Raw genomic sequence first — 18962 nt, 5'->3', positions numbered from 1 at the left:
TCAGGCCCGGGCTTCCGCGTAGTCCTTGGCGTGGCCTAGGGTGGCGCGGCTGTTGGTGCTCAGGGCGTCCCGGACGAAGGTCTTGGCGTCCTCGACCGTGGCGTCCTCGCCCAGAATCCGCGCGATGTTCGCGGTGTTGATCGTGACGGTGTGCTGCGAGGAGGCGGCGACGCCGGTCTCCGTGTCGGCGAACGTCCAGTAGCCGGTGTGCAGGGTCATCAGCGCCGGCAGGGTGACCTGCTTGTACGCGATCCTCCGGTGCGGGAAGGTCACCCGGTACGACTTGGTGGTGTGCGTCGAACCGTCCTTGGCGCGGGTGTCCATCTCCAGTGTCTGCAGGCCGGGAGTGTCCTCCGTGAGCCGGACGGTCGCCACGTGCGGCAGCCGCTCGGACCACCGGTCGGCTTCGTCGATGAAGTCGTAGACGTCCTTGGCGGAACCCGCGATGTGCACGGTGTCCTCGAAGGAGAAGGTCAGGCCCTCGGCGGCGTGGGCGAGTTCGACGTTCTTCTTCAGCGCTGCCAGCTCGGAGCGGGAGTTGCGGTCGACGGCCTCGTCGATCCACTCCAGACCCTCGGGATCGTCGTCGACGGCCCGGTAGTCGTGCAGCAGTCGCACCCGGGACTCCGTCGCGGAGAGGGGCTCGATGATCCAGGTGCCTCCCATGGCGGCGACCGGCGGGGTGCTGACCTCCTGGCGGAACTCGATCCGCAGGTTCTCCCGGTCGAGGATCCGGCGCGACGTCCAGTTCTTGGCCTCGCCGTTGGCGGTGGCCCAGATCCGTATGCGCTCGGTGTCACCGTCCTGTTCGACGTGGTCGACGTAGATGGTGGGCGGGAAGATGCGCGGCCAGTTCCGCACCTCGGCGATGAGCCGGTAGACGGCCTCGGCCGGTGCGGCAACGGTGATCTCGTGCTCGACCTCACGGGTCGTCATCGTGAACTTCTCCTTGGGCGAAGGGCGTTGGACGGGACCGTCAGAAGTTGCCGAGCCCGCCGCAGACGTTGAGGGCCTGCGCGGTGATGGAGGCGGCGGTGTCGGAGGCCAGGTAGCCGACCAGACCGGCGACCTCGTCCGGCGTGGAGTAACGGCCGAGCGGGATCTTCGCCTGGAACTTCGCCAGGATCTGCTCCTCGGTGGCGTCGTAGGCGGCGGCGTAGCCCTGCCTGACCCGCTGCGCCATCGGCGTCTCGACGTAGCCCGGGCAGACCGCGTTGACGGTGATGCCGGTCGGGGCCAGCTCGTTGCCGAGGGCCTTGGTGAAGCCGACGACACCGTGCTTGGAGGCCGAGTACGGAGCGCCCAGGACGACGCCCTGCTTGCCGGCGGTCGAGGCGATGTTGATGATGCGGCCCCGGTCCTTGGTGCGCATGCCGCCGGTGTTCAGCACCGCCTTCGTGACCCGGAAGACGCTGTTGAGGTTGGTGTCGATCACGTCGTGCCACAGCTCGCTGTCGATGTCGGCGGTGACCCCGCCGCCGCTGCGGCCGGCGTTGTTCACCAGCACGTCGACGGTTCCGAAACGGTTCACGGCGGCCTGCACGAAGGCGTCGACGTCGTCGTCCGAGCGGACGTCGACGGTGCTGCCGTCCACGTCCAGGCCCTCGGCCTGGAGTTCCTTGACGGTCCGGGCCACGTTCTCGGCGTTGCGCGCGCCGATGAACACACGGTGGTTCCCGGCGGCCAGCAGACGGGCGACGGCGAGCCCGATTCCGCTGGTGGCACCGGTGACGAGGGCGACCCGCTGATCCTGCTGCGGCATGTTCTCTTCTCTCCAAAAGGGGGAGGGGCAAGGTGACGGAAGCGGCCGCCGGGTGGGGCCGGCGGCCGCGGTGGAGCTGAGGCGGCCCGAGCGGGGATGGGGCGGCCGATGTGGGGGTGGGGGCCCAGGTGGGGCTACGGCGCGACGAGTTCCTGGAGGTACCCGTTGATGGCCACGACGAGGCTGCGCGGGGTGCGGTTGTCGGTGAAGATGTCGTCGTCCAGCGAGATGCCGTACTCGCGCTCGATCCGGCCGCCGGTCTCCAGCAGGGCCAGCGACTCGTAGCCCAGCTCCTCGAAGTCGGTGTCGAGGATGTCGCCGTCGAGGTCGACGCCCTCGTCGGTGCCGGCGCCCTCACGCAGGATGCGCTTGAGGTCCTCCAGGGTGAACTTCTGCTCGGACATGGGGTCCTTTCATGAGGTGTGCCGCATCCGGGCGGACGCGGGGAAGGAGCGGTCAGTCGGTCGCGCGGACCACGAGCGCCGAGTTGAAGCCGCCGTAGCCGCGGGCCAGCACGAGTGCGGTGCGTGCCGAGGCGGTACGCGGCTGCCCGGTCACCAGGTCGATGTCGTACGAGGTCGACCGCTCCACGTTGGTGGTGGGCGGGATCAGCCCCTCGCGGATGGCGAGCAGTGCGGAGACCACGTCCACCGGGGCGGCGCCCGAGTACAGACGGCCGATCATCGTCTTGGGCGCGGTGACCGGAACCCCGAACGGACCGAAGACGGCGGCGATGGCCTCGGCCTCCTGGCGGTCCAGCGACGGGGTGGCGGCGGCGTCCGCGAACACCACGTCGACGTCGCCGGCCTCGACTCCGGCGTCGGCGAGCGCGATCTCGATCGCACGGCGCAGGCCGGGCTCACGGCCGCTGCCGGGCCTGGGGTCGAAGGTGGCCCCGTAGCCGGCGATCTCGCCGTAGATGTTCTCCGCGCCGCGTTCGCGGGCCGTGCGCTCCTCCTCCAGGATCAGCAGCGCGCCGCCCTCGCCGGGCACGTAGCCCTGGGCGTTGTCGTCGAAGGGCAGATAGGCCCGGTCGGGCTCCTCGCTGGTGGAAAGCCGGCCGCCGGCGAGTTGCGCGGCCCAGCCCCAGGGGCAGACCGAGGCGTCGAAGCCGCCCGAGACGATCAGCTTGCTGCCCTTGCGGATCTGCCGGCGCGCCTGGGCGATGGCGTCGAGTCCGCCGGCGTGATCGCTGACGACCACGCCGCTGGGCCCGCGCATGCCGTTGCGGATGGAGATCTGGCCGCTGTTGACCGCGTAGAACCAGGCGAAGGACTGGTAGGCGCTGACGTACCGACTGCCCTGGCTCCACAGCTTCTTGAGTTCGTTCTGGCCGAACTCGAACCCGCCCGAGGTGGAGGCCGTCACGACGCCCATGTCGTACTCGGGGATGTCGCCGGGCGACACGTCCGCGTCCGCGAAGGCGCAGTCGGCGGCGACCAGGGCGAGCTGGGTCATCCGGTCGGTCTGCGGGATCAGCCTGCTCGGCAGGTGGTCCCCGACCTCGAAGCCGCGGATCTCACCGGCGAGCCGGGCCGGGTACTGCGCGGCGTCGAACCTGGCGATGGGGCCGATGGCGTTCTTCCCGACCCGGGTGGCGGACCAGAATTCCTCCACGCCGAGCCCGTTGGCGGTGGCGACACCGACACCGGTGACGACTGTCCTGGCACTCACGAGACACTCCTCTCGGGGCGGGCCAGCACCATCGCGCTCTGGAACCCGCCGAATCCGCTGCCGACCGTGAGCACCGCGTCGGTCAGCTGATCCCGCGCGACGAGCGGGACGTAGTCGAGATCGCACTCGGGGTCGGGGGTGTGCAGGTTCGCCGTGGGCGGCACCACGTTGTTCTCCATGGCCAGCACGGACGCGGCGATCTCGATCGAGCCGATCGCGCCCAGCGAGTGGCCCACCATCGACTTGATGGAGCTCACCGGGGTGCGGTAGGCGTGCTCGCCGAGGCTCAGCTTGAACGCCGCGGTCTCGTGGCGGTCGTTCTGCTTGGTCCCGGAGCCGTGCGCGTTGATGTAGTCGAGTTCTTCGGGGTTCATCCGCGCCTCGGCCAGCGCCACCTTGATCGCCTCGGCCATCTCGCGGCCGTCGGGGCGCAGGCCCGTCATGTGGAAGGCGTTGCAGCGGGAGGCGTAGCCCGCGATCTCCGCGTAGATGTGCGCTCCCCGCCGCCGGGCGCTGTCGAGTTCCTCCAGGACGAAGACGGCGGCGCCCTCGCCGAGGACGAAGCCGTTGCGGGTGCCGTCGAAGGGGCGTGAGGCATGCTCGGGATCGTCGTTGCGCGGCGTGGTCGCCTTGATCGCGTCGAAGCAGGCCATGGTGATCGGCGAGATCGGGGCATCGGTGGCGCCGGCGACCATCACGTCGGCGGTGCCTTCGCGGATCAGCTCGACGGCGTGACCGACCGAGTCGAGCCCGGAGGTGCAGCCGGTGGACACCACGGTGGCCGGGCCCTCGGCACCGACCGCCCAGGCGACCTCGGCCGAGAACGAGCTCGGCACGAAGTAGTTGTAGAGGTGCGGCGGGGCGTACTGGTGGTCGACCAGGTCGAGACGGCCGTCGTCGCTGACGACCCGGTACTCGTCGTCGAGTCCGGTGGTCGCGCCGACCGCGCTGCCGATGGTGACCCCGGTGCGGTGCGGGTCGAACCCGGCGAGGTCGAGCCCGCTGTCGGCGAGCGCCTCACGCGCAGCCACCACGCCGAACTGGGCGGCGCGGTCCATGCGGCGGATCTCCTGCGGAGTCAGCCCGTGCAGCTCGGGGTCGAAGTCGGCCTCCGCCGCGACCCTGGAGCGGAACTGGGTGGGGTCGAAGAAGGTGATGCCCCTGGTCGCCGTGCGTCCATCGCTCAGCAGATTCCAGAAATTCTTGACGCCTATACCGCCCGGCGCCAGCACCCCGACTCCCGTTATCACTACACGGCGGCCCACGAGTGAGCGCCTCCCCTCATATCGGCGTACGACGGATTCACCGAGAAGCCGTCCAGTCGTAGAAACGTGTGGCCATGGCATCGGCCGGGGAACGCCAGGTCTTCGGGTCGTAGGCCTCGATGAACGGCTTGAGATCCTGGCTGATCTGAACGAACCGCGGGTCGGTCTTGGCTTCCTCGATGAGTTCACCGCCGTTGTCCGCGTCGAAGTCCTGCAGATGGAAATACAGGCCCTGGTATGCGAAGAGCTGGCGGCGTCGGGTGCCCATACGGTGCGGCATTTCGGTCCGGTCGAACTCCGTGAAGAGCCGGGCGACGTCCGCGCTCGAGGCGAGGTCCATCCGGGCCACGATCAGGGTGCTGTGCATCTCGTCTCTCTTTCGTGGTTCAACGGGGAGCTGCGGGGCTGAACAGGCGGATGAAGTCGGCCACTCCGCGGCCGACGAGCGTGTCGGTCTCGAACTCCGGGAGCGGGCACGCTCCGTGGAAGGAGCGCTGGACGACCCCGCCCGTGACCAGCTGGATGAACCGCTCGGCGGCGTGGTCGGCGTCGGTGATGTCCAGCAGCCCCAGCTCCGCGAGGCGTTCGAGCCGGCGTCCCAGCTCCCGCCGGGCCTGCCGGGGTCCCGCGCTCTGCCACATCTCCAGCAGCCCGGCGGGCAACCGGCCGATCTCGGCACCGATGTGCCGGATGATGGCGAAGTGCTCGGGGAAGTCCGTCAGCGGCGCGAGCCAGGCGCGACCGAGCGCGGCGAGGTCCCGCTCCAGGTCGGTGACCTCGACCAGGTGTTCCTCGGCTGCGACGGTCAGCGCGGCGGCGACCTGGGCGGCGCTCTCCAGCAGGACGGACAGCAGCAGCCGCTCCTTGTCCCGGAAGTAGTGCTCGACCGTCTCCGGTGCGACGCCCGCCCGGGCGGCGATGTCCTCGGCAGTGGTGTGCGTCCAGCCCTCGCGGGCGAAGACGTCACGGGCCGCCTGTACGACGTCCCGCCGCTCCTCCGCCGAACCCGCCTGGACGCGGGTGATCGTTGCTGCCGGCGTGGCCATGGGTGCTCCTTGGGTCGATGTACGGTCCGATTGCCCGTGCACGGCCGGTCACGCCGACCGGGGCCGGCCGAACCAGCGCTCCAGCGCCATGGGCAGGTCGTGGTGGGTGCCGGGCGCGGCCCAGGCGACGTAGCCGTCGGGGCGGATCAGTACGGCCGTGGTGCCGCGCAGCCCGCCGGCCTCGGAGACGGCCGCCGGCAGGCCGGTGACCACGTCCACCCGGTCGGACCAGGCGGCGGCCCGGGCACGCAGCTTCGGGTTGTCCGCGAGGTCCAGGAGCACGCCACGGGCGGAGTGCAGCAGCTCGGTGCTGCTGGTCCGGCGGTCGCCGACGGTCAGGTCGAGGTGCGGCATGCGCCTGCCGAGCAGCGGGTGGGTGCCGCTGCCCACGTCGTACGAGATCTCCAGGCCGCTGACCATGGCGGCGAGGTGCCGGCTGACGTCCTCGAACCGGATGAGTTCGCTGAACACGTCGCGCAGCGGCTGGATCTCGGGGCCGCTGAGGAAGAGCAGGCCCTGGGCACGGGTGTTCATCAGCAGCCGCCGGCCCACTGCGTGCCGCTCGCTGTGGTAGGTGTCCAGCAGGTCCCGCGGGGCCCGGTCCTTGACGGTTGCGGCGAGCTTCCAGCCGAGGTTCACGGCGTCCTGGATGCTGGTGTTCATGCCCTGTCCGCCGGCCGGCAGGTGGGTGTGCGCGGAGTCGCCCGCGAGGATGACCCGTCCGCGGCGGTACTCGGTGACCTGGCGGGTCGCGTCGCCGAACGAGCTGACCCACACCGGTTCGGCGTGCGAGATGTCCTCGCCGGTCAGCCGCTTCCAGGCGTCGGCGACCTCCGTGAAGGGCGGCGGGGTGTCGCGCCGCCGGGGCGGGGTGCCGCGCTCGCAGACGATGATCCGGGTGATGCCGCCGGGCAGTGGGCCGACCATGACCATGCCGCCGGGCAGGGTCTCGCCGATCATGCGCGGCTGGAGCTCGACGCCCTTCAGGTCGGCGAGGAACATCTCCATCGTCGCGGGGGTGCCGGGGAAGTCGAAGCCCGCGGACTTGCGTACCGTGCTGCGCCCGCCGTCGCAGCCGACCAGGTAGGCGGTGCGCAGCGTGTGGGTGCCCTCGGGGCCGCGGACCTCGACCGTGACGCCGTCCTCGTCCTCGTCGAGGGAGAGCAGCTCGTGGCTGCGGCGGAGGTCCGCGCCGAGGCTGGTGGCCCACTCCTCCAGATGGGTCTCGGTGACGGACTGCGGCACGGTCTTGGCGGCCTGCCAGGCCCCCTCGAGCACACCGAAGTCGACGGGCAGGCCGCCGAAGTGGCCCTGCGTGCTGGTCTCGACCTCACCGAACCGGGACAGGATTCCCCGCTGGTCGAAGACCTCCATGGTCCGCGCGGTGAAACCCAGGCCCCGGGATTCGCCGGTGCGCTCGTCGAGGCGTTCGAGGACGATGACGTCGACCCCCGCGAGCCGCAGTTCCGCGGCGAGCGTGAGTCCGGCCGGTCCCGCGCCAACGACGATCACTTCGGCGTCCAGGTTCCTCTCCTCGGCCATGTAAGGGATTCCTTCCGAGTCAGCGCATCAGTGTGTGGACGAACCTGCGGGCGCGCCCGCGGACGAGATGCGAAAGCTGTTGATGGGAATTGCGAAGTCAGAAAGAGAAGTCGTTCCGGCGCGCAGCGGACGAGGCGCCGCGGAACAGGCCGACGGACGGTGTCCGGGCAACATGGCGGGCGAGAAACCGAGCGTCGATCGCGCCAAGGATTGCGAGGCTAGACATCAGCTTCTTCGGAATCGGACGCGGTTTCAATGCGCGCACCTTCAGGTCTGCGCAATGTTTCGTCAGGCATTCGCAGGGCCGACAGAGAAGGGTGAGACGAACATCAGGTGAATGCAAAACACCCCCCGCCCGGGAACGGGCGCGGGGGGTGTGAGCCTGGGTGTCAGGTGTGCCGTGCAGCGAGTCCGGGCCGGGCTATCCGAGGGCCGCACCGGAGCGCAGGGCCCCGTAGAGGGCGGCCTCGGACTGCGCGCCGGTCATCGGCGGCACCCCGTCGACGACGAACACGGGAACGCCCCGCACGCCCTGGCCGCGGACGTACTCCAGGCGCTGCTTCAGCTCCTCGGCGCTGCCGGCGGACGCCTCGTCGTCGGTGCGGACGCCCACCTCGGCGGCCAGGCGGGCCAGCACCTCGGGGTCACCGATGTGCAGGCCGTCGGTGAAGTGGGCACGGAACAGCCGCTCCGTCATCTCTTCGGCGCGACCCTGGCGGCCGGCCAGCAGGATCAGCCGGTGCGCCTCGAAGGTGCCGGTGGCCACGGCCCGTTCGTAGTCGAGACGCAGGCCCTCGTCGGCGGCCCGCTCGGCGAGCGCCAGGGCATCGGTCACCGCGTGCTCGCCGAAGACGCGGCGCAGCACCTCCAGCAGCGGGCTGCCGGTGGTCGGCGCGCCGGGTGCCAGCTCGAAGGGCAGGATGTCCAGCCGGACGTCCACGCCCTCCTCGCGCAGGCGGGCGGCGGCCCGGGCGTACCGGGTCCAGCCGATGTACGAGTGGGCGCAGATAACGTCCACCACGATCTCCGCCCGCACCGCGGTCTGCTGCTCCATGTCCGGTTCTCCTCAGGGTGTGTGTCTCGTCTTCGGCGTGGGTCACGCCGAGGTGCGGACCGCGTCCAGCAACGCGGCCTGCGCGATCATGTCCTCGTCGGGTGCGGCGGCCTCCCGCACGGCTGCGGCGAAGGCCGAGACCGCCGCCGCGACCTGGTCGAACGGGTCCAGCCGGATCCGCTCGGTACGGCCGTCCCGCACGAGGACGACGTCGGGCACGTGGTCGGCGGGCGGAGTGAAGGCCCGCTGCACCCGGACACTCCCTTCACTACCCCACAGCTGGTACTCCGAACGGTAGGCATGCGCCATCCCGAACTGCAGCTGGGCGGCGACGCCGTGCGGGGTGCGCAGCAGTGCGGCACCGGAGGTCTCCACGCGTCGGCCGAGGCCTGCGGAGAGATGCGCACCGGCGACCCGCAGCCCGCCGCCGAGGAGGTGCAGGGCGGCGCGGACCGGGTACAGGCCGATGTCGGCCAGGGCGCCGCCGCCCAGCTCCGGGTCGTAGCGGATGTCGCCCTCACCCGGCGCGGGGACGGCGAACGCCGCTTCCAGCGAGCGGAGTTCGCCGATCGCGCCGTCGGCGACCAGCCGCCGCACCGCCGCATGCTGCGGGTGGTGGACGAACAGGACGTTCTCGACGAGGGCCAGTCGGGCCGTGTGCGCCCGGGCGCACAGACCGGCGGCCGTGGCCGCGTCCTGGGCGAGGGGCTTCTCCACCAGGACGTGCTTGCCCGCGTCCAGGGCGGCGCGGGTCCAGTCGGCGTGCAGGGCGGCGGGCAGCGGGACGTAGACGGCGTCGACGTCGTCCCTGGCGAGGAGTTCGGCGTAGCCGTGCACGGGACGGCCGCCGAAGCGGGCGGCCGTCCGGCGGGCCTTGGCCGGATCGCGGCTGGCGACGGCCGCGATCCGGGTACCCGGATGCGCGGCGAACCCGGGCAGCATCCGGCGTACCGCGATGTCGGCACAGCCCAGCACGCCGATCCGTACGACGTCGGTCATCTACCGTGCCCCGGGCAGGGCGTTGAGGCAGGCGAGCAGGGTGCGTGCCTGGACGTTGAGGTAGTGGCCGTGCCGTGCCAGGGCGGACAGCTGGGCGGGCGTGACCCAGGCGTAGCCGGGCGGCGGGTCGGCGGGCGCCGTGTCCTCGTCGGCGTCGACGATCAGGTAGCGGGCCTCGGCGTGGTAGAAGCGGCCGCCCTCCTCCGCGTGGACGGCCTCGTACCGTACGGCCTCCGCGGGGGCTTCGAGCACGGCGTCGAGGAAGCGGGGGCGCTGCTCCGGGTCCAGGTGGGCGTGGTTGCCGGGGGTGCACTGGACCGTCGGTCCGAGTTCGACGGTGTCGAGGAAGCCGCCCTCGACCCGGGCGTGCACCAGCAGATGGGGCACGCCCCCGAACTCCCTCCGCAGGAAGGCCGCGACACTGAGGCCCACGGGGGCGATCAACGGCTGGGTCCAACCGGAGACCTCGCGGTTGCCCGCCCGCACGGCGACCGCGATGACCTGGAAGTAGCGCTGCGCGTCGTGGCTGATGGCGTGCTCGTCCGTGGTCCAGCCGGGCAGTCCGGCGAGCGGAACGCGCAGGGCGCGCACATGGTGCCGGGAGCGTTCGCCGGTGATCCAGGAGAGCAGCTCGGTGTCGCCGAGCACGGCGTGGGGCAGCGGGCCGCCGGCCGGGGGCAGGCAGGACAGCACGGTGCGGGAGTCCATGTTGACCGTGTTGTCGTGGTGGAGCAGCGCGTTGATCTGGCCGAGCGTCATCCAGCGGAAGTCCTCGTGCGGCGGGATGTCGCCCGTCGCCTCGACCACCATGTTGCGGTTGGACTTCCGGTAGAACCACGAGCCGTGCTCGGACTGCAGCGAGTCGGCGAGCACCCGTCCGCGCAGGGGCCCCCGGAAGTGCTCCAGATACCTAACGGCTGCGCCGCGGTGGGCACCCGTGTAGTTGCTGCGGGTCGCCTGCACGGTCGGGGACAGCTGCAGGAGATTGGGGTTGCCCGGCTCCATCTTCGCCTGCATCAGGAAGTGCAGTACCCCGTCGAACTCCTTGGCGAGGATGCCCAGGATGCCGACTTCGGGCTGGACGATGATGGGCTGGTGCCAGGCGGCGGCGGGGCCGTCACCGAGCGGCTCTCCCTCCTGCCGGACGTGCAGCCCCTCCACGGTGAAGAACCGGCCGGTGTGGTGCCTCAGGTTGCCGGTGCCGGGTTCGAACGACCAGCCGTCCAGCGCGGCGAAGGGAATGCGGTCGACGCGGAAGGTGTGGGCGCTGCTCCGTTCGGCCAGCCAGCCGACGATGTCCGCGGTCGGGTGGACGCCGTCGACGGCCGCGGCGGAGGTGGCGAGGCGGGCGCCGAGGTCCGCGTTCTGACGTGGCCTGAGCACGGTGGGGGCGGGGTGGAGCGACGTGAGGGACATCGCGTGTGTCTCCTTGGTCTCGGGGCGGCGAGGGCGGCGAGCGCGGGTCAGAGGCGGGCCGGCCACGGCTCCGCCTCGGCGAGGTAGCCGTCCAGGAGCCGGCGTGGGTAGTCGGGGTCCAGGCCCAGGGGGGCGGTCCCGGGGACGAGGGCGCGCAACTTCTCGATGGACACGGTGTGCGGGTGGACCGGACCGGCGTCCACGTACTCGGTGACTGCCGGGACGCCCATTCGGCGGCGCAGGTGCCCGGCGATCTCCTCGACGGGGACCGCCGTGCCGGAGGCGACGTTGACCGTGCCGGACCGCAGCGGAAGCGCCAGCAGGCGGTCGATGACGTCGACCACGTCGGCGACCGCGATGAGGTCCCTGGTGGCGCCTCGGTGGATCCGTACGGTGCCCTCGCGCAGACTCCGCACCAGGGTCGGCAGGAGCTGGTGCTCGGGCTGACCCGGGCCGACGAGATGGCTGAGGCGCAGGATCAGGTGGTCCGCGCCGCTGGCCCGCAGCAGCTCCTCCTGGGCGAGCTTGTGCGCGCCGTAGGGGGTGGCGGGGATGACGGGACCGTCCTCACGGGCCGGGCCGTCGAGGGGGCCGTACAGACCCGCGGAGGCCGTCGAGAAGAACAGCAGCCGCCGGCCGGTGCCGACGCAGCGCCGGGCGGTGTCGGCGAGGAGCTCCCGCTCGCGTGCGAAATCCTTCTCGAGGGTGCCGCTGGCCCAGGAGACGCCTGCGGCGAGGGCGACGGTGTCGGGGTGGCGGCCGGCGAGGGGCCGCAGGTTCCGTGCGAGGAAGCCGTTCCCCACGATGTGCATGCCGTGGTCCTGTTCGGTCGGTACGGGCGGATGCGGGGATGGGGGTCAGCGGACGGAACCGCCCACCGGGTGCTTCACCGGTTTCCACCAGTTCGGGTGGTCGGTGTACCAGGCGACGGTGTCGGCGAGGCCCTGCTCGAAGCCGATCCGCGGGGCGTATCCCAGTTCCTCGCGGATCCTGGTGTCGTCGATGGAGTAGCGCAGGTCGTGCGCCTTGCGGTCGGGCACCCGCAGCACCTTCTCCTCCCCCGCGCCGAGCAGCTCCAGCAGCCGCCCGGTGATTTCGAGGTTGGTGTGCTCGTTGCCGCCGCCGATGTTGTAGACCGCACCGGGCCGCCCGCCGTCCAGGACGAGGGCGATGGCCCGGCAGTGGTCGTCGACGTGCAGCCATTCGCGGACGTTGCGGCCGTCGCCGTACAGGGGGACGTGCCGTCCCTCCAGCAGGTTGGTGACGAACAGCGGTATCAGCTTCTCCGGGTGCTGGTACGGCCCGTAGTTGTTGGAGCACCGCGTGACGGACACGTTCAGCCCGTGGCTGCGCCAGTACGCCCGGGCCACCAGGTCGGAGGAGGCCTTGGACGCGGCGTAGGGCGAGTTCGGCAGCAGCGGGCTCTCCTCCGTCCATGAGCCCTCGGCCAGCGAGCCGTACACCTCGTCGGTGGACACATGGACGACACGGGGTGTCCCGGCGGCCAGGACCGCGTCGAACAGGGTCTGCGTCCCGCACACGTTCGTCCGGAAGAAGTCGCCCGCGCCGTCCAGGGAACGGTCCACGTGCGACTCGGCGGCGAAGTGGACCACGGCATCGTGGCCGGGCAGCAGCTCGTCCAGCAGAGCCCGGTCGTTGATGTCCCCGTGGACGAACTCCAGCCGGGGATGGGCGGCCGGCAGGTTGTCGCGGTTCCCGGCATAGGTGAGCTTGTCCAGGGCGGTGACCCGGACGTCCGTCCACTGCGGATAGTGGTTGTCCAGCAGGCTGCGCGCGAAATGGGAACCGATGAAGCCCGCGGCGCCCGTGACCAGGATCCTCACGCCGCCACCTCCACCTGCGTGTGGTCGCCGACGACGAGCCGGACGTGGTCGCCGTCCTCGCGGACGGCACCCACGGAGGCGGACCGCCCGATGAGGGAGTGGCGCAGCCCGTCGATGCCGGTGACCGAGGAGCCGTCGAGGGCGATGGAGTCCTCCAGGCGGCTGGCGGTCACCACGCAGTCACGGCCCACCGAGGTGTACGGGCCGAGACGGCTGTCCCGGACGACCGAGCCGGCACCCACGATCACGGGTCCGGTGATGCGGGAGCGGACGATCCGCGCCCCCGGCTCCACCACCACCTCCCCCACCAGTTCGCTGTCCTGGTCGACCTCGCCCGACACGGAGCGGGCCGCCCGGTCGAGGAGGTGCCGGTTGCACTCCAGGACGTCCTCCACCCGGCCGGTGTCCTTCCAGTAGCCGTCGTACCGGTGGGCCCGGACGTCGGCGCCATGGGTCAGCAGCCACTGCACCGCGTCGGTGATCTCGAGTTCGCCGCGGGGACTCGGGGCGATCGTGGCCACGGCCTCGTGCACGGCGGAGGTGAAGAAGTACACCCCGCACAGGGCGAGATCACTGCGGGGGTGTTCGGGCTTCTCCACCAGCCGCAGCACCTCGCCGTCCGGCCCGAGTTCCACCACGCCGAAGGCCCGCGGATCGGCGACCTTGTGGACCAGCACCTGGGCGGCGGGGCGGCGGGCGTTGAACTCGGCAGCCGCATCGGCGATGCCGTCGGGCAGCATGATGTCGCCCAGGTACATCACGAAGTCGTCGTCCCCGAGGAAGTCGCGGGCCACGGCGACGGTGTCGGCAAGGCCCCGCGGGGCGTCCTGCCGCAGGTACGTCACCCGCGCCCCGAAGCGCGAACCGTCACCGATCGCCGCCTCGATCTCGGCACCGCGGTCGCCGACCACCACGCCGATCTCCTTGACGCCCAGTTCCTGGATGTTGCGCAGGACATGGACGAGGACGGGCGTGTTGGCGACGGGGATGAGCTGTTTGGGCATCGAGTAGCTGAAGGGGCGCAGACGGGTGCCCGACCCTCCTGACAGCACCAGTGCCTTCATGGGAGAGGTCCTTTCGGTTGGCGAAGGGGTCAATTGCGTGCGAGCTGTTCGAGTACGGGGACCAGCTGTGGCGGCGCCGGCATCCGGGTGATCTCCGCGGCCAGTTCGCCCGCCCGCTGCCGATGGCCGGGCTTCTCCAGCAGGTCGCGGCAGGCCGTCGCGACGGCCTCGGGGGTGTCCTCGCCGGGCAGCAGCGTGATCGCCGCTCCCTGGTCGGCGACGCGGCGCGCGGGCGTGCGCAGCACCGCGCCCTTGGGGATCAACAGCTGTGGAACACCGGCGGCCAGACCGGACAGGGTGGTGACGCCACCGCCGTGGTGCACCATCAGGTCGCAGGTGGGGGCGACCACGTCCAGAGGCATCCAGCCCACGCGTGCCCCGGGCAGTTCGGGACGCAGGGTCTCGGCGACCGCCTCGGGGGCCGCGACGACCAGTTCGGCGTCCCACGCGGCCAGATCGCGGGCAAGGGTGCGCAGGAAGGCGAAGTTCTCGTCATAGCTGTTCTTCGCGACACGGCTGCCGGAGGTGACGCAGATGCGGGGGCGCTCGCCCCGGGTGTACATCCACGGCTCCAGCGGACCGTCGTGCCGGACCGCCGAAATGTGCCGCATCGGCAGGGCCGGGGCGGCCTGGGCGGGCCGCAGGCTCGGCGGGCAGATGTCGATGAGCAGGTCGGGCTCGGGCATCCGGTCCAGGCCCAGTGCGGGCAGGTCCGGGGCGAGCTCGGTCCGGGCGCCGTCGTGGATGTCGTCCGCGTCGATGGCGTCCCAGGTCTGGCGGACGTGGGGGATACCCAACCGGGCCGCGAGCAGCGGCGCCACATAGCTGAGGGTGCCGCCGACGATCACGTCCGGCCGCCAGCGCTCGGCCAGTTCCTCGAGCGGTGGCAGTCCCGCCAGGGCCATGCGGGCGAACCAGCTGCCGGTGAAGTGCGCCTCCTCGCCCGGGCCGGAGGGAATCGCCACGGGCTTCCCGTCCCGGCCCTTGGTGATGAACTCCTTGATGGGCAGATCGGTGGTCTCGGTGGCGGGCAGGCCCATGGATGCGACGACCGGCATCATGTCCCCGTTGGCGGCCATCACCACCTGGTGTCCGGCGTTGCGCGCGGCGGTGGCCAGGGGTGCCAGGGCGAACACGGTCGCCGGGCTGCCGGCGGCCACGAACAGCATCTTCACGCGGTCTGTCTCCTCACGAGGGGAATGCGGGTGTGGGGCGGTTGCGGGCGTCGGCCGGGGCGCTGCTCAGCGCCGGGGCGCGGCGCGGAACGGCACGTCCAGCACCGGCTTGTCATGGCTGAAGGCGGCCAGCGAGTGCAGACCCCGGTAGGCACCGGTGCCGCTCGCGCCGACCCCGCCGAACGGCAGCTCCGGGGCCATCACCTGCACCGCGGGCATGCCGAACACCACGGCTCCGGAGGTGGTCTCCGCCGCCAGGCGCCGACGGGTGACGTCGTTGCCGGTGAAGGCGTAGACGGCCAGCGGACGCTCCCGCCCGTTGATGAAGGCGATGGCCTCGTCCAGGCCGGCCACCTCCGTGACGGGGAGCACCGGCCCGAACACCTCCTCCTGCATCACCGGGGCGTCGGCCGGCACCTCCGCCAGCACGGTCGGGGCCAGGTACCGGGAGACCCGGTCACCGGTGCCGCCGACGACGGTCCGCCCCGCGCCCAGCAGCCCCGTGAGCCGGTCGAAGTGACGGGTGCTGACGATGCGCCCGTAGCCGGGCGCCGTCGACGGGTCCGGCCCGTAGAGCCGTTGCAGCGCCCGGACCAGCTCCGGTTCGAGCGCCCGGGCCGTGGCGGGATCGGTGAGGACGTAGTCGGGGGCGACGCACGCCTGCCCCGCGTTGGTGAACTTCGCGCGCACCAGCCGCTTGGCGGTGTGCCCGAGTGGCGCGTCCCGGTCGACGAAGACGGGGGACTTTCCGCCGAGTTCCAGCGTCACCGGGGTGAGGTGCTCGGCCGCGGCCCGCATGACGATGCGGCCCACGGCCGTGCTGCCCGTGTAGAAGACGTGGTCGAACCGCTCGGCGAGCAGCTCTTGGGCCGTCTTCGGGCCGCCCTCCACCACGGCGACGGCCTGCGGGTCCAGATGGCGCGGCAGCAGCCGGGCCAGCAGCGCGGACGACGCCGGGGCCAGCTCGCTCGGTTTGACCACCGCCGCGTTGCCGGCGGCCAGCGCCCCGGCCAGCGGGAGCAGGGCGAGCTGAACCGGATAGTTCCACGGCGCGATGACCAGGACCACACCCAGCGGTTCGCGGTGCAGCTCCGCCGCCGAACCGGTCGGGCAGCCGCTCACCGTCACCGGTCGCGGCCGCATCCAGGTGTCGAGATGACCGAGCAGGAGGTCGATCTCCCGGATGACGAAGTCGACCTCGACGGCGAGGGCTTCCGTTCGGGTCTTGCCCAGGTCCTGGTGGAGCGCGTCGGCGAGTTCCGGGCGGTTGCCGTCCAGCAGGGCGCGCAGGGCGGTGAGCTGCCGGACACGCCAGTCGGCGGGCCTGGTACGGCCCGTGGTGAAGGCGGCCCGCACGGCGGAGACGACGGCGGCGGGGGCGTCGGTCGGATCGGACAACGCGGCTCCTGCGGTCGGTTCGGTTCGGGCGGTCCGGTCAGGCCTCGTCGGGGATCCAGCTGCCGTGGAAGCCGAGCGGCACCCGGGCGGGCAGGTGGACGGTCGCGACGGGCGCGCCGGTGAAGTCCTCGGCGGAGAGCACCACCAGGTCGGAGGCGCCCCGCTCGGGGTCGTACACGTAGGTGAGCAGCCAGCCGTCGTCCTCGCCGCGCGCGGACGCCGCCGGTACGAAGACCGGCTCGGCCGTGTAGTGGCCGCGGCGGAAGGACCGCACCTCGGTGCTGCCGGTGGTGAAGTCGTGCTTGAGCAGGGTGTCGTCGGCGACCGGTCCGGCGGCCTGCGCGTCACTCCCGTACGCGTGCGGGCCGAAGTAGTCGTGCAGATCGGGGACGGTGGCGGCGTAGCCGTAGCGGTGCGGCCGCGAGACCCGGTCCGGGGAGACGCCCGGAAACTCCTGCGGACGGTCGTCCAGCCGGGTCTCGGTGACCTTCCCGGAAACCGTGTCGACCACCCAACGGTCCAGCGTCGGAAGGGAGTTGCCGTCCAGCCGGAGGCCGTCGAACATCCGCGGATAGCGGATCACATCGATCACGACGCGGTCGCCGTCGTCGTAGGCGTTGAGCGTGTGGAAGACCCAGCACGGCTCGATGTCGTACCACCGCACCTCGGTGCCGCCCCGCGGCAGCAGTCCGATCCGCGCCGGCCGGGTGTCGTCCCAGTCGTAGACCATCGGCTCCCCGGCCGCTGCGGCCGCCAGGCTGTTGACCACCGGCAGGTCGTACAGGACCACGTAGCGCCGGGTCAGGCCGAAATCGTGCATCACCGGGCGGTGCGGCGCCGGGACGTTCACCACGCTGGTGACGAGCCCGGACGGCGAGACGACGAGGTGCTGCACGAAGGGGAACCGGGTGGCGTGCGCCACGGCGTGCAGCTCACCGGTCTCCGGATCCAGCTTGGGATGCGCGGTGAAGCCGGCGGGCAGCGACCCGTCGAAGTCGCAGGCGCCGTAGGTCTCCAGCTCCTGGCTCAGCTCGTACGGGCGGAACCCCGACTCGATGAGGGCGAGGATCCGGCCTGCGTGCCCGACGACATGCGTGTTGGGCGAGATGTCGGCGCGGGCGACGGCAGCACCGCGCCGCCTGCGTTCGCCGAGGGCGCGCGAGACCGCGGCGGAGCGCACCCAGCGGTTGCGGTACCACTCGGCCCTGCCGTCGCGCAGGCGCACACCGTGCACCATGCCCTCGCCCCGGAACAGGTGGTTGCGGGGCTCGTCGGGAACCAGCGGGTTGGGCCCGTTGCGCAGGAAACGGCCGGTGAGCTCGGGTGGCAGGGTGCCGGTGACGGGCAGGTCGAAGGCGGTGACCTCTTCGGTCACCGGGCTCAGCGCGCCGCGGAAGGGCTCCTTGGCCGGGGTGGTCATCCAATGGCTCCTGTCGGGGTGGTCCGGACGGCGCCGGCGGGTTCGGCGGGCCCCGCGCCGAGGAGGGCCGGTTCCAGCGCCTCGCTGATCGCGGCCAGCACGGTGCGTCCGCTGGTGGGCAGGAACGGGAAGAAATGGGCGCCCTTCACGGTCGCGTGGCGGAACGGCCCGGTGGTGTACCGCCGCCAGCCCGGAACCGCGGCGGCCGGCGCCAGTTGGTCGTCACGGCCGCCGATCGCCGTGACCGGGCAGGCGAGCCGCAGCCCGCCGACGGCGAGCAGGGCCTCCCGGGCCAGGACCAGGTCGTGCGCGAGGCGGTGCTCCTCGGGGGTACGGGCCAGGTCCGTGTCGAGCGCCCGCATCGGCACCCGGTGCCGGGCGAACATCAGCTCCAGCCCTTCCGGACTGTCCAGCGCCACGGGCAGGTCCAGGGCCTCGGCCTCCGGCACCCCCGCGGTGAGCACCAGGGCACGGCACCGGGCGGGGTCGGCACGAGCGGTCGCGGCGGCCAGCAGCGCGCCCATGCTGTGCCCGTAGTAGACGGTGGGCAGCGGCTCGCGGCGCCCGAGCTCACCGAGGACCCCGGACACGGTCGCGGCGAGGGTGGTGCCGGGCGGCTCGGCGGTGCGGTGCTCGCGGCCGGGGAGGGTGACCCCCAGCAGTTCCACGTCGGGCGGCAGGCCGTCGAGCAGGCGTGCGTACGTGCCCGGTCCCGCCCCGGCGTGGGGGAGGACGAGCAGTCGGCGGGTGGCCGGACGGTCCGTCCGGCGCATCCGCACCGTCCAGCCCGGCGCCGCCGCGTCGGTACGGCCGGTGCCGCGGCTCACGACCCGTCCTTGATCTCGCAGATCGCGGCGCCGGAGGTGACGGAGGCGCCGACCTCGAAGTTGAGGCCCTTGATGGTGCCCGCCTTGTGGGCGTTGAGGGGCTGCTCCATCTTCATGGCCTCCAGGACGACCACCAGGTCGCCCTCCTTGACCTCCTGGCCCTCCTCGACGGCGACCTTCACGATGGTGCCCTGCATCGGGGAGGCGAGGGTGTCGCCGGAGGCCACCGGGCCGGACTTCTTGGCCGCGCGGCGCTTGGGCTTGGCACCGGCCGCGAGGCCGGTACGGGCCAGGGACATGCCCAGCGAGGAAGGCAGGGAGACCTCCAGGCGCTTGCCGCCGACCTCGACGACGACCGTCTCGCGGCCCGTCTCCTCCTCCGCCTCGGCATCGGCCGGGGCCGCGAACGGCTTGATCTCGTTGACGAACTCGGTCTCGATCCACCGGGTGTGGACCGTGAAGGGGTCCTCGGAGCC

18 protein-coding genes and 1 pseudogene are annotated in these 18962 nt (G+C 71.9%); all 19 read right to left on the bottom strand.

What is annotated here, in order from left to right; genetic code table 11:
- Positions 1-936 (bottom strand): aromatase/cyclase, encoded by a 936-nt coding sequence (locus AC07CM_RS23130; RefSeq protein ID WP_478878335.1) that lies wholly within the window; start codon positions 934-936, stop codon positions 1-3.
- A gap of 40 nt (positions 937-976) precedes the next feature.
- A complete protein-coding gene (gene fabG / locus AC07CM_RS23125) occupies positions 977-1762 on the bottom strand; it encodes a 3-oxoacyl-ACP reductase FabG (RefSeq protein WP_478878334.1) in 786 nt (261 codons plus the stop codon).
- 134 nt (positions 1763-1896) lie between these two features.
- Positions 1897-2166: an acyl carrier protein gene (locus AC07CM_RS23120; protein ID WP_478878333.1), complete on the bottom strand. Its 270-nt coding sequence runs from the start codon at positions 2164-2166 to the stop codon at positions 1897-1899.
- Between the two features lie 52 nt (positions 2167-2218).
- Positions 2219-3436 carry a ketosynthase chain-length factor gene (locus AC07CM_RS23115; RefSeq protein WP_478878332.1) on the bottom strand — a complete coding sequence of 406 codons (1218 nt, stop codon included), beginning with the start codon at positions 3434-3436 and terminating at the stop codon, positions 2219-2221.
- Positions 3433-4701 (bottom strand): beta-ketoacyl-[acyl-carrier-protein] synthase family protein, encoded by a 1269-nt coding sequence (locus AC07CM_RS23110; protein WP_478878331.1) that lies wholly within the window; start codon positions 4699-4701, stop codon positions 3433-3435. The genes AC07CM_RS23115 and AC07CM_RS23110 overlap by 4 nt, the downstream gene beginning before the upstream one ends.
- A 37-nt stretch (positions 4702-4738) precedes the next feature.
- Entirely contained in the window at positions 4739-5068 is a 330-nt protein-coding gene (locus tag AC07CM_RS23105) for a TcmI family type II polyketide cyclase (protein WP_478878330.1), read from the bottom strand.
- A 19-nt stretch (positions 5069-5087) separates the two neighbouring features.
- Entirely contained in the window at positions 5088-5747 is a 660-nt protein-coding gene (locus AC07CM_RS23100) for a TetR/AcrR family transcriptional regulator (protein WP_478878329.1), read from the bottom strand.
- 48 nt (positions 5748-5795) lie between these two features.
- Positions 5796-7271 (bottom strand): FAD-dependent monooxygenase, encoded by a 1476-nt coding sequence (locus tag AC07CM_RS23095; RefSeq protein ID WP_478878553.1) that lies wholly within the window; start codon positions 7269-7271, stop codon positions 5796-5798.
- Positions 7272-7710: 439 nt separating this feature from the next.
- On the bottom strand, positions 7711-8343 hold the full coding sequence (locus AC07CM_RS23090) for a DsbA family oxidoreductase (protein ID WP_478878328.1): 633 nt from the start codon (positions 8341-8343) through the stop codon (positions 7711-7713).
- 42 nt (positions 8344-8385) lie between these two features.
- Positions 8386-9342, bottom strand: a complete 957-nt coding sequence (locus AC07CM_RS23085; RefSeq protein WP_478878327.1) for a Gfo/Idh/MocA family protein — start codon at positions 9340-9342, stop codon at positions 8386-8388.
- Positions 9343-10758 carry an NDP-hexose 2,3-dehydratase family protein gene (locus AC07CM_RS23080; RefSeq protein ID WP_478878326.1) on the bottom strand — a complete coding sequence of 472 codons (1416 nt, stop codon included), beginning with the start codon at positions 10756-10758 and terminating at the stop codon, positions 9343-9345.
- A gap of 47 nt (positions 10759-10805) precedes the next feature.
- Entirely contained in the window at positions 10806-11570 is a 765-nt protein-coding gene (locus AC07CM_RS23075; protein WP_478878325.1) for an NAD-dependent epimerase/dehydratase family protein, read from the bottom strand.
- Positions 11571-11615: 45 nt separating this feature from the next.
- Positions 11616-12602, bottom strand: coding sequence for a dTDP-glucose 4,6-dehydratase (gene rfbB / locus AC07CM_RS23070; RefSeq protein WP_478878324.1), 987 nt, complete (start codon positions 12600-12602; stop codon positions 11616-11618).
- Complete coding sequence (locus AC07CM_RS23065) at positions 12599-13666, bottom strand: glucose-1-phosphate thymidylyltransferase (RefSeq protein WP_478878323.1); 1068 nt, start codon at positions 13664-13666, stop codon at positions 12599-12601. Before AC07CM_RS23065 ends, rfbB begins: the two co-directional genes overlap by 4 nt.
- Before the next feature lie 29 nt (positions 13667-13695).
- The gene (locus AC07CM_RS23060; RefSeq protein WP_478878552.1) at positions 13696-14835 is read right to left on the bottom strand and encodes a glycosyltransferase; all 1140 of its coding nucleotides are present in this window, start codon (positions 14833-14835) and stop codon (positions 13696-13698) included.
- 72 nt (positions 14836-14907) lie between these two features.
- A pseudogene (locus AC07CM_RS23055) lies at positions 14908-16251 on the bottom strand (aldehyde dehydrogenase family protein); the annotation flags it as partial.
- A gap of 25 nt (positions 16252-16276) precedes the next feature.
- Positions 16277-17659, bottom strand: coding sequence for a carotenoid oxygenase family protein (locus AC07CM_RS23050; protein ID WP_478878322.1), 1383 nt, complete (start codon positions 17657-17659; stop codon positions 16277-16279).
- The gene (locus AC07CM_RS23045; RefSeq protein ID WP_478878321.1) at positions 17656-18486 is read right to left on the bottom strand and encodes a thioesterase II family protein; all 831 of its coding nucleotides are present in this window, start codon (positions 18484-18486) and stop codon (positions 17656-17658) included. The genes AC07CM_RS23050 and AC07CM_RS23045 overlap by 4 nt, the downstream gene beginning before the upstream one ends.
- The coding region (locus AC07CM_RS23040) for an acyl-CoA carboxylase biotin carboxyl carrier protein subunit (protein WP_478878320.1) at positions 18483-18962 on the bottom strand (480 nt) is incomplete at its 5' end. The genes AC07CM_RS23040 and AC07CM_RS23045, both read right to left, overlap by 4 nt.

This window comes from Streptomyces sp. NPDC044061 (assembly GCF_056434305.1).
The sequence above is the reverse complement of the archived record's forward strand: the minus strand, read 5'-3'. Positions and strand labels throughout refer to the sequence as shown.

What these genes read in the sequence shown, in the direction of transcription:
- fabG (WP_478878334.1), bottom strand. Translation starts at nt 1,762, where the DNA reads ATGCCGCAGCAGGATCAGCGGGTCGCCCTCGTCACCGGTGCCACCAGC.
- AC07CM_RS23075 (WP_478878325.1), bottom strand. Translation starts at nt 11,570, where the DNA reads ATGCACATCGTGGGGAACGGCTTCCTCGCACGGAACCTGCGGCCCCTC.
- AC07CM_RS23120 (WP_478878333.1), bottom strand. Translation starts at nt 2,166, where the DNA reads ATGTCCGAGCAGAAGTTCACCCTGGAGGACCTCAAGCGCATCCTGCGT.
- AC07CM_RS23080 (WP_478878326.1), bottom strand. Translation starts at nt 10,758, where the DNA reads ATGTCCCTCACGTCGCTCCACCCCGCCCCCACCGTGCTCAGGCCACGT.
- AC07CM_RS23060 (WP_478878552.1), bottom strand. Translation starts at nt 14,835, where the DNA reads ATGCTGTTCGTGGCCGCCGGCAGCCCGGCGACCGTGTTCGCCCTGGCA.
- AC07CM_RS23105 (WP_478878330.1), bottom strand. Translation starts at nt 5,068, where the DNA reads ATGCACAGCACCCTGATCGTGGCCCGGATGGACCTCGCCTCGAGCGCG.
- AC07CM_RS23065 (WP_478878323.1), bottom strand. Translation starts at nt 13,666, where the DNA reads ATGAAGGCACTGGTGCTGTCAGGAGGGTCGGGCACCCGTCTGCGCCCC.
- AC07CM_RS23050 (WP_478878322.1), bottom strand. Translation starts at nt 17,659, where the DNA reads ATGACCACCCCGGCCAAGGAGCCCTTCCGCGGCGCGCTGAGCCCGGTG.
- AC07CM_RS23085 (WP_478878327.1), bottom strand. Translation starts at nt 9,342, where the DNA reads ATGACCGACGTCGTACGGATCGGCGTGCTGGGCTGTGCCGACATCGCG.
- AC07CM_RS23100 (WP_478878329.1), bottom strand. Translation starts at nt 5,747, where the DNA reads ATGGCCACGCCGGCAGCAACGATCACCCGCGTCCAGGCGGGTTCGGCG.
- AC07CM_RS23090 (WP_478878328.1), bottom strand. Translation starts at nt 8,343, where the DNA reads ATGGAGCAGCAGACCGCGGTGCGGGCGGAGATCGTGGTGGACGTTATC.
- AC07CM_RS23130 (WP_478878335.1), bottom strand. Translation starts at nt 936, where the DNA reads ATGACGACCCGTGAGGTCGAGCACGAGATCACCGTTGCCGCACCGGCC.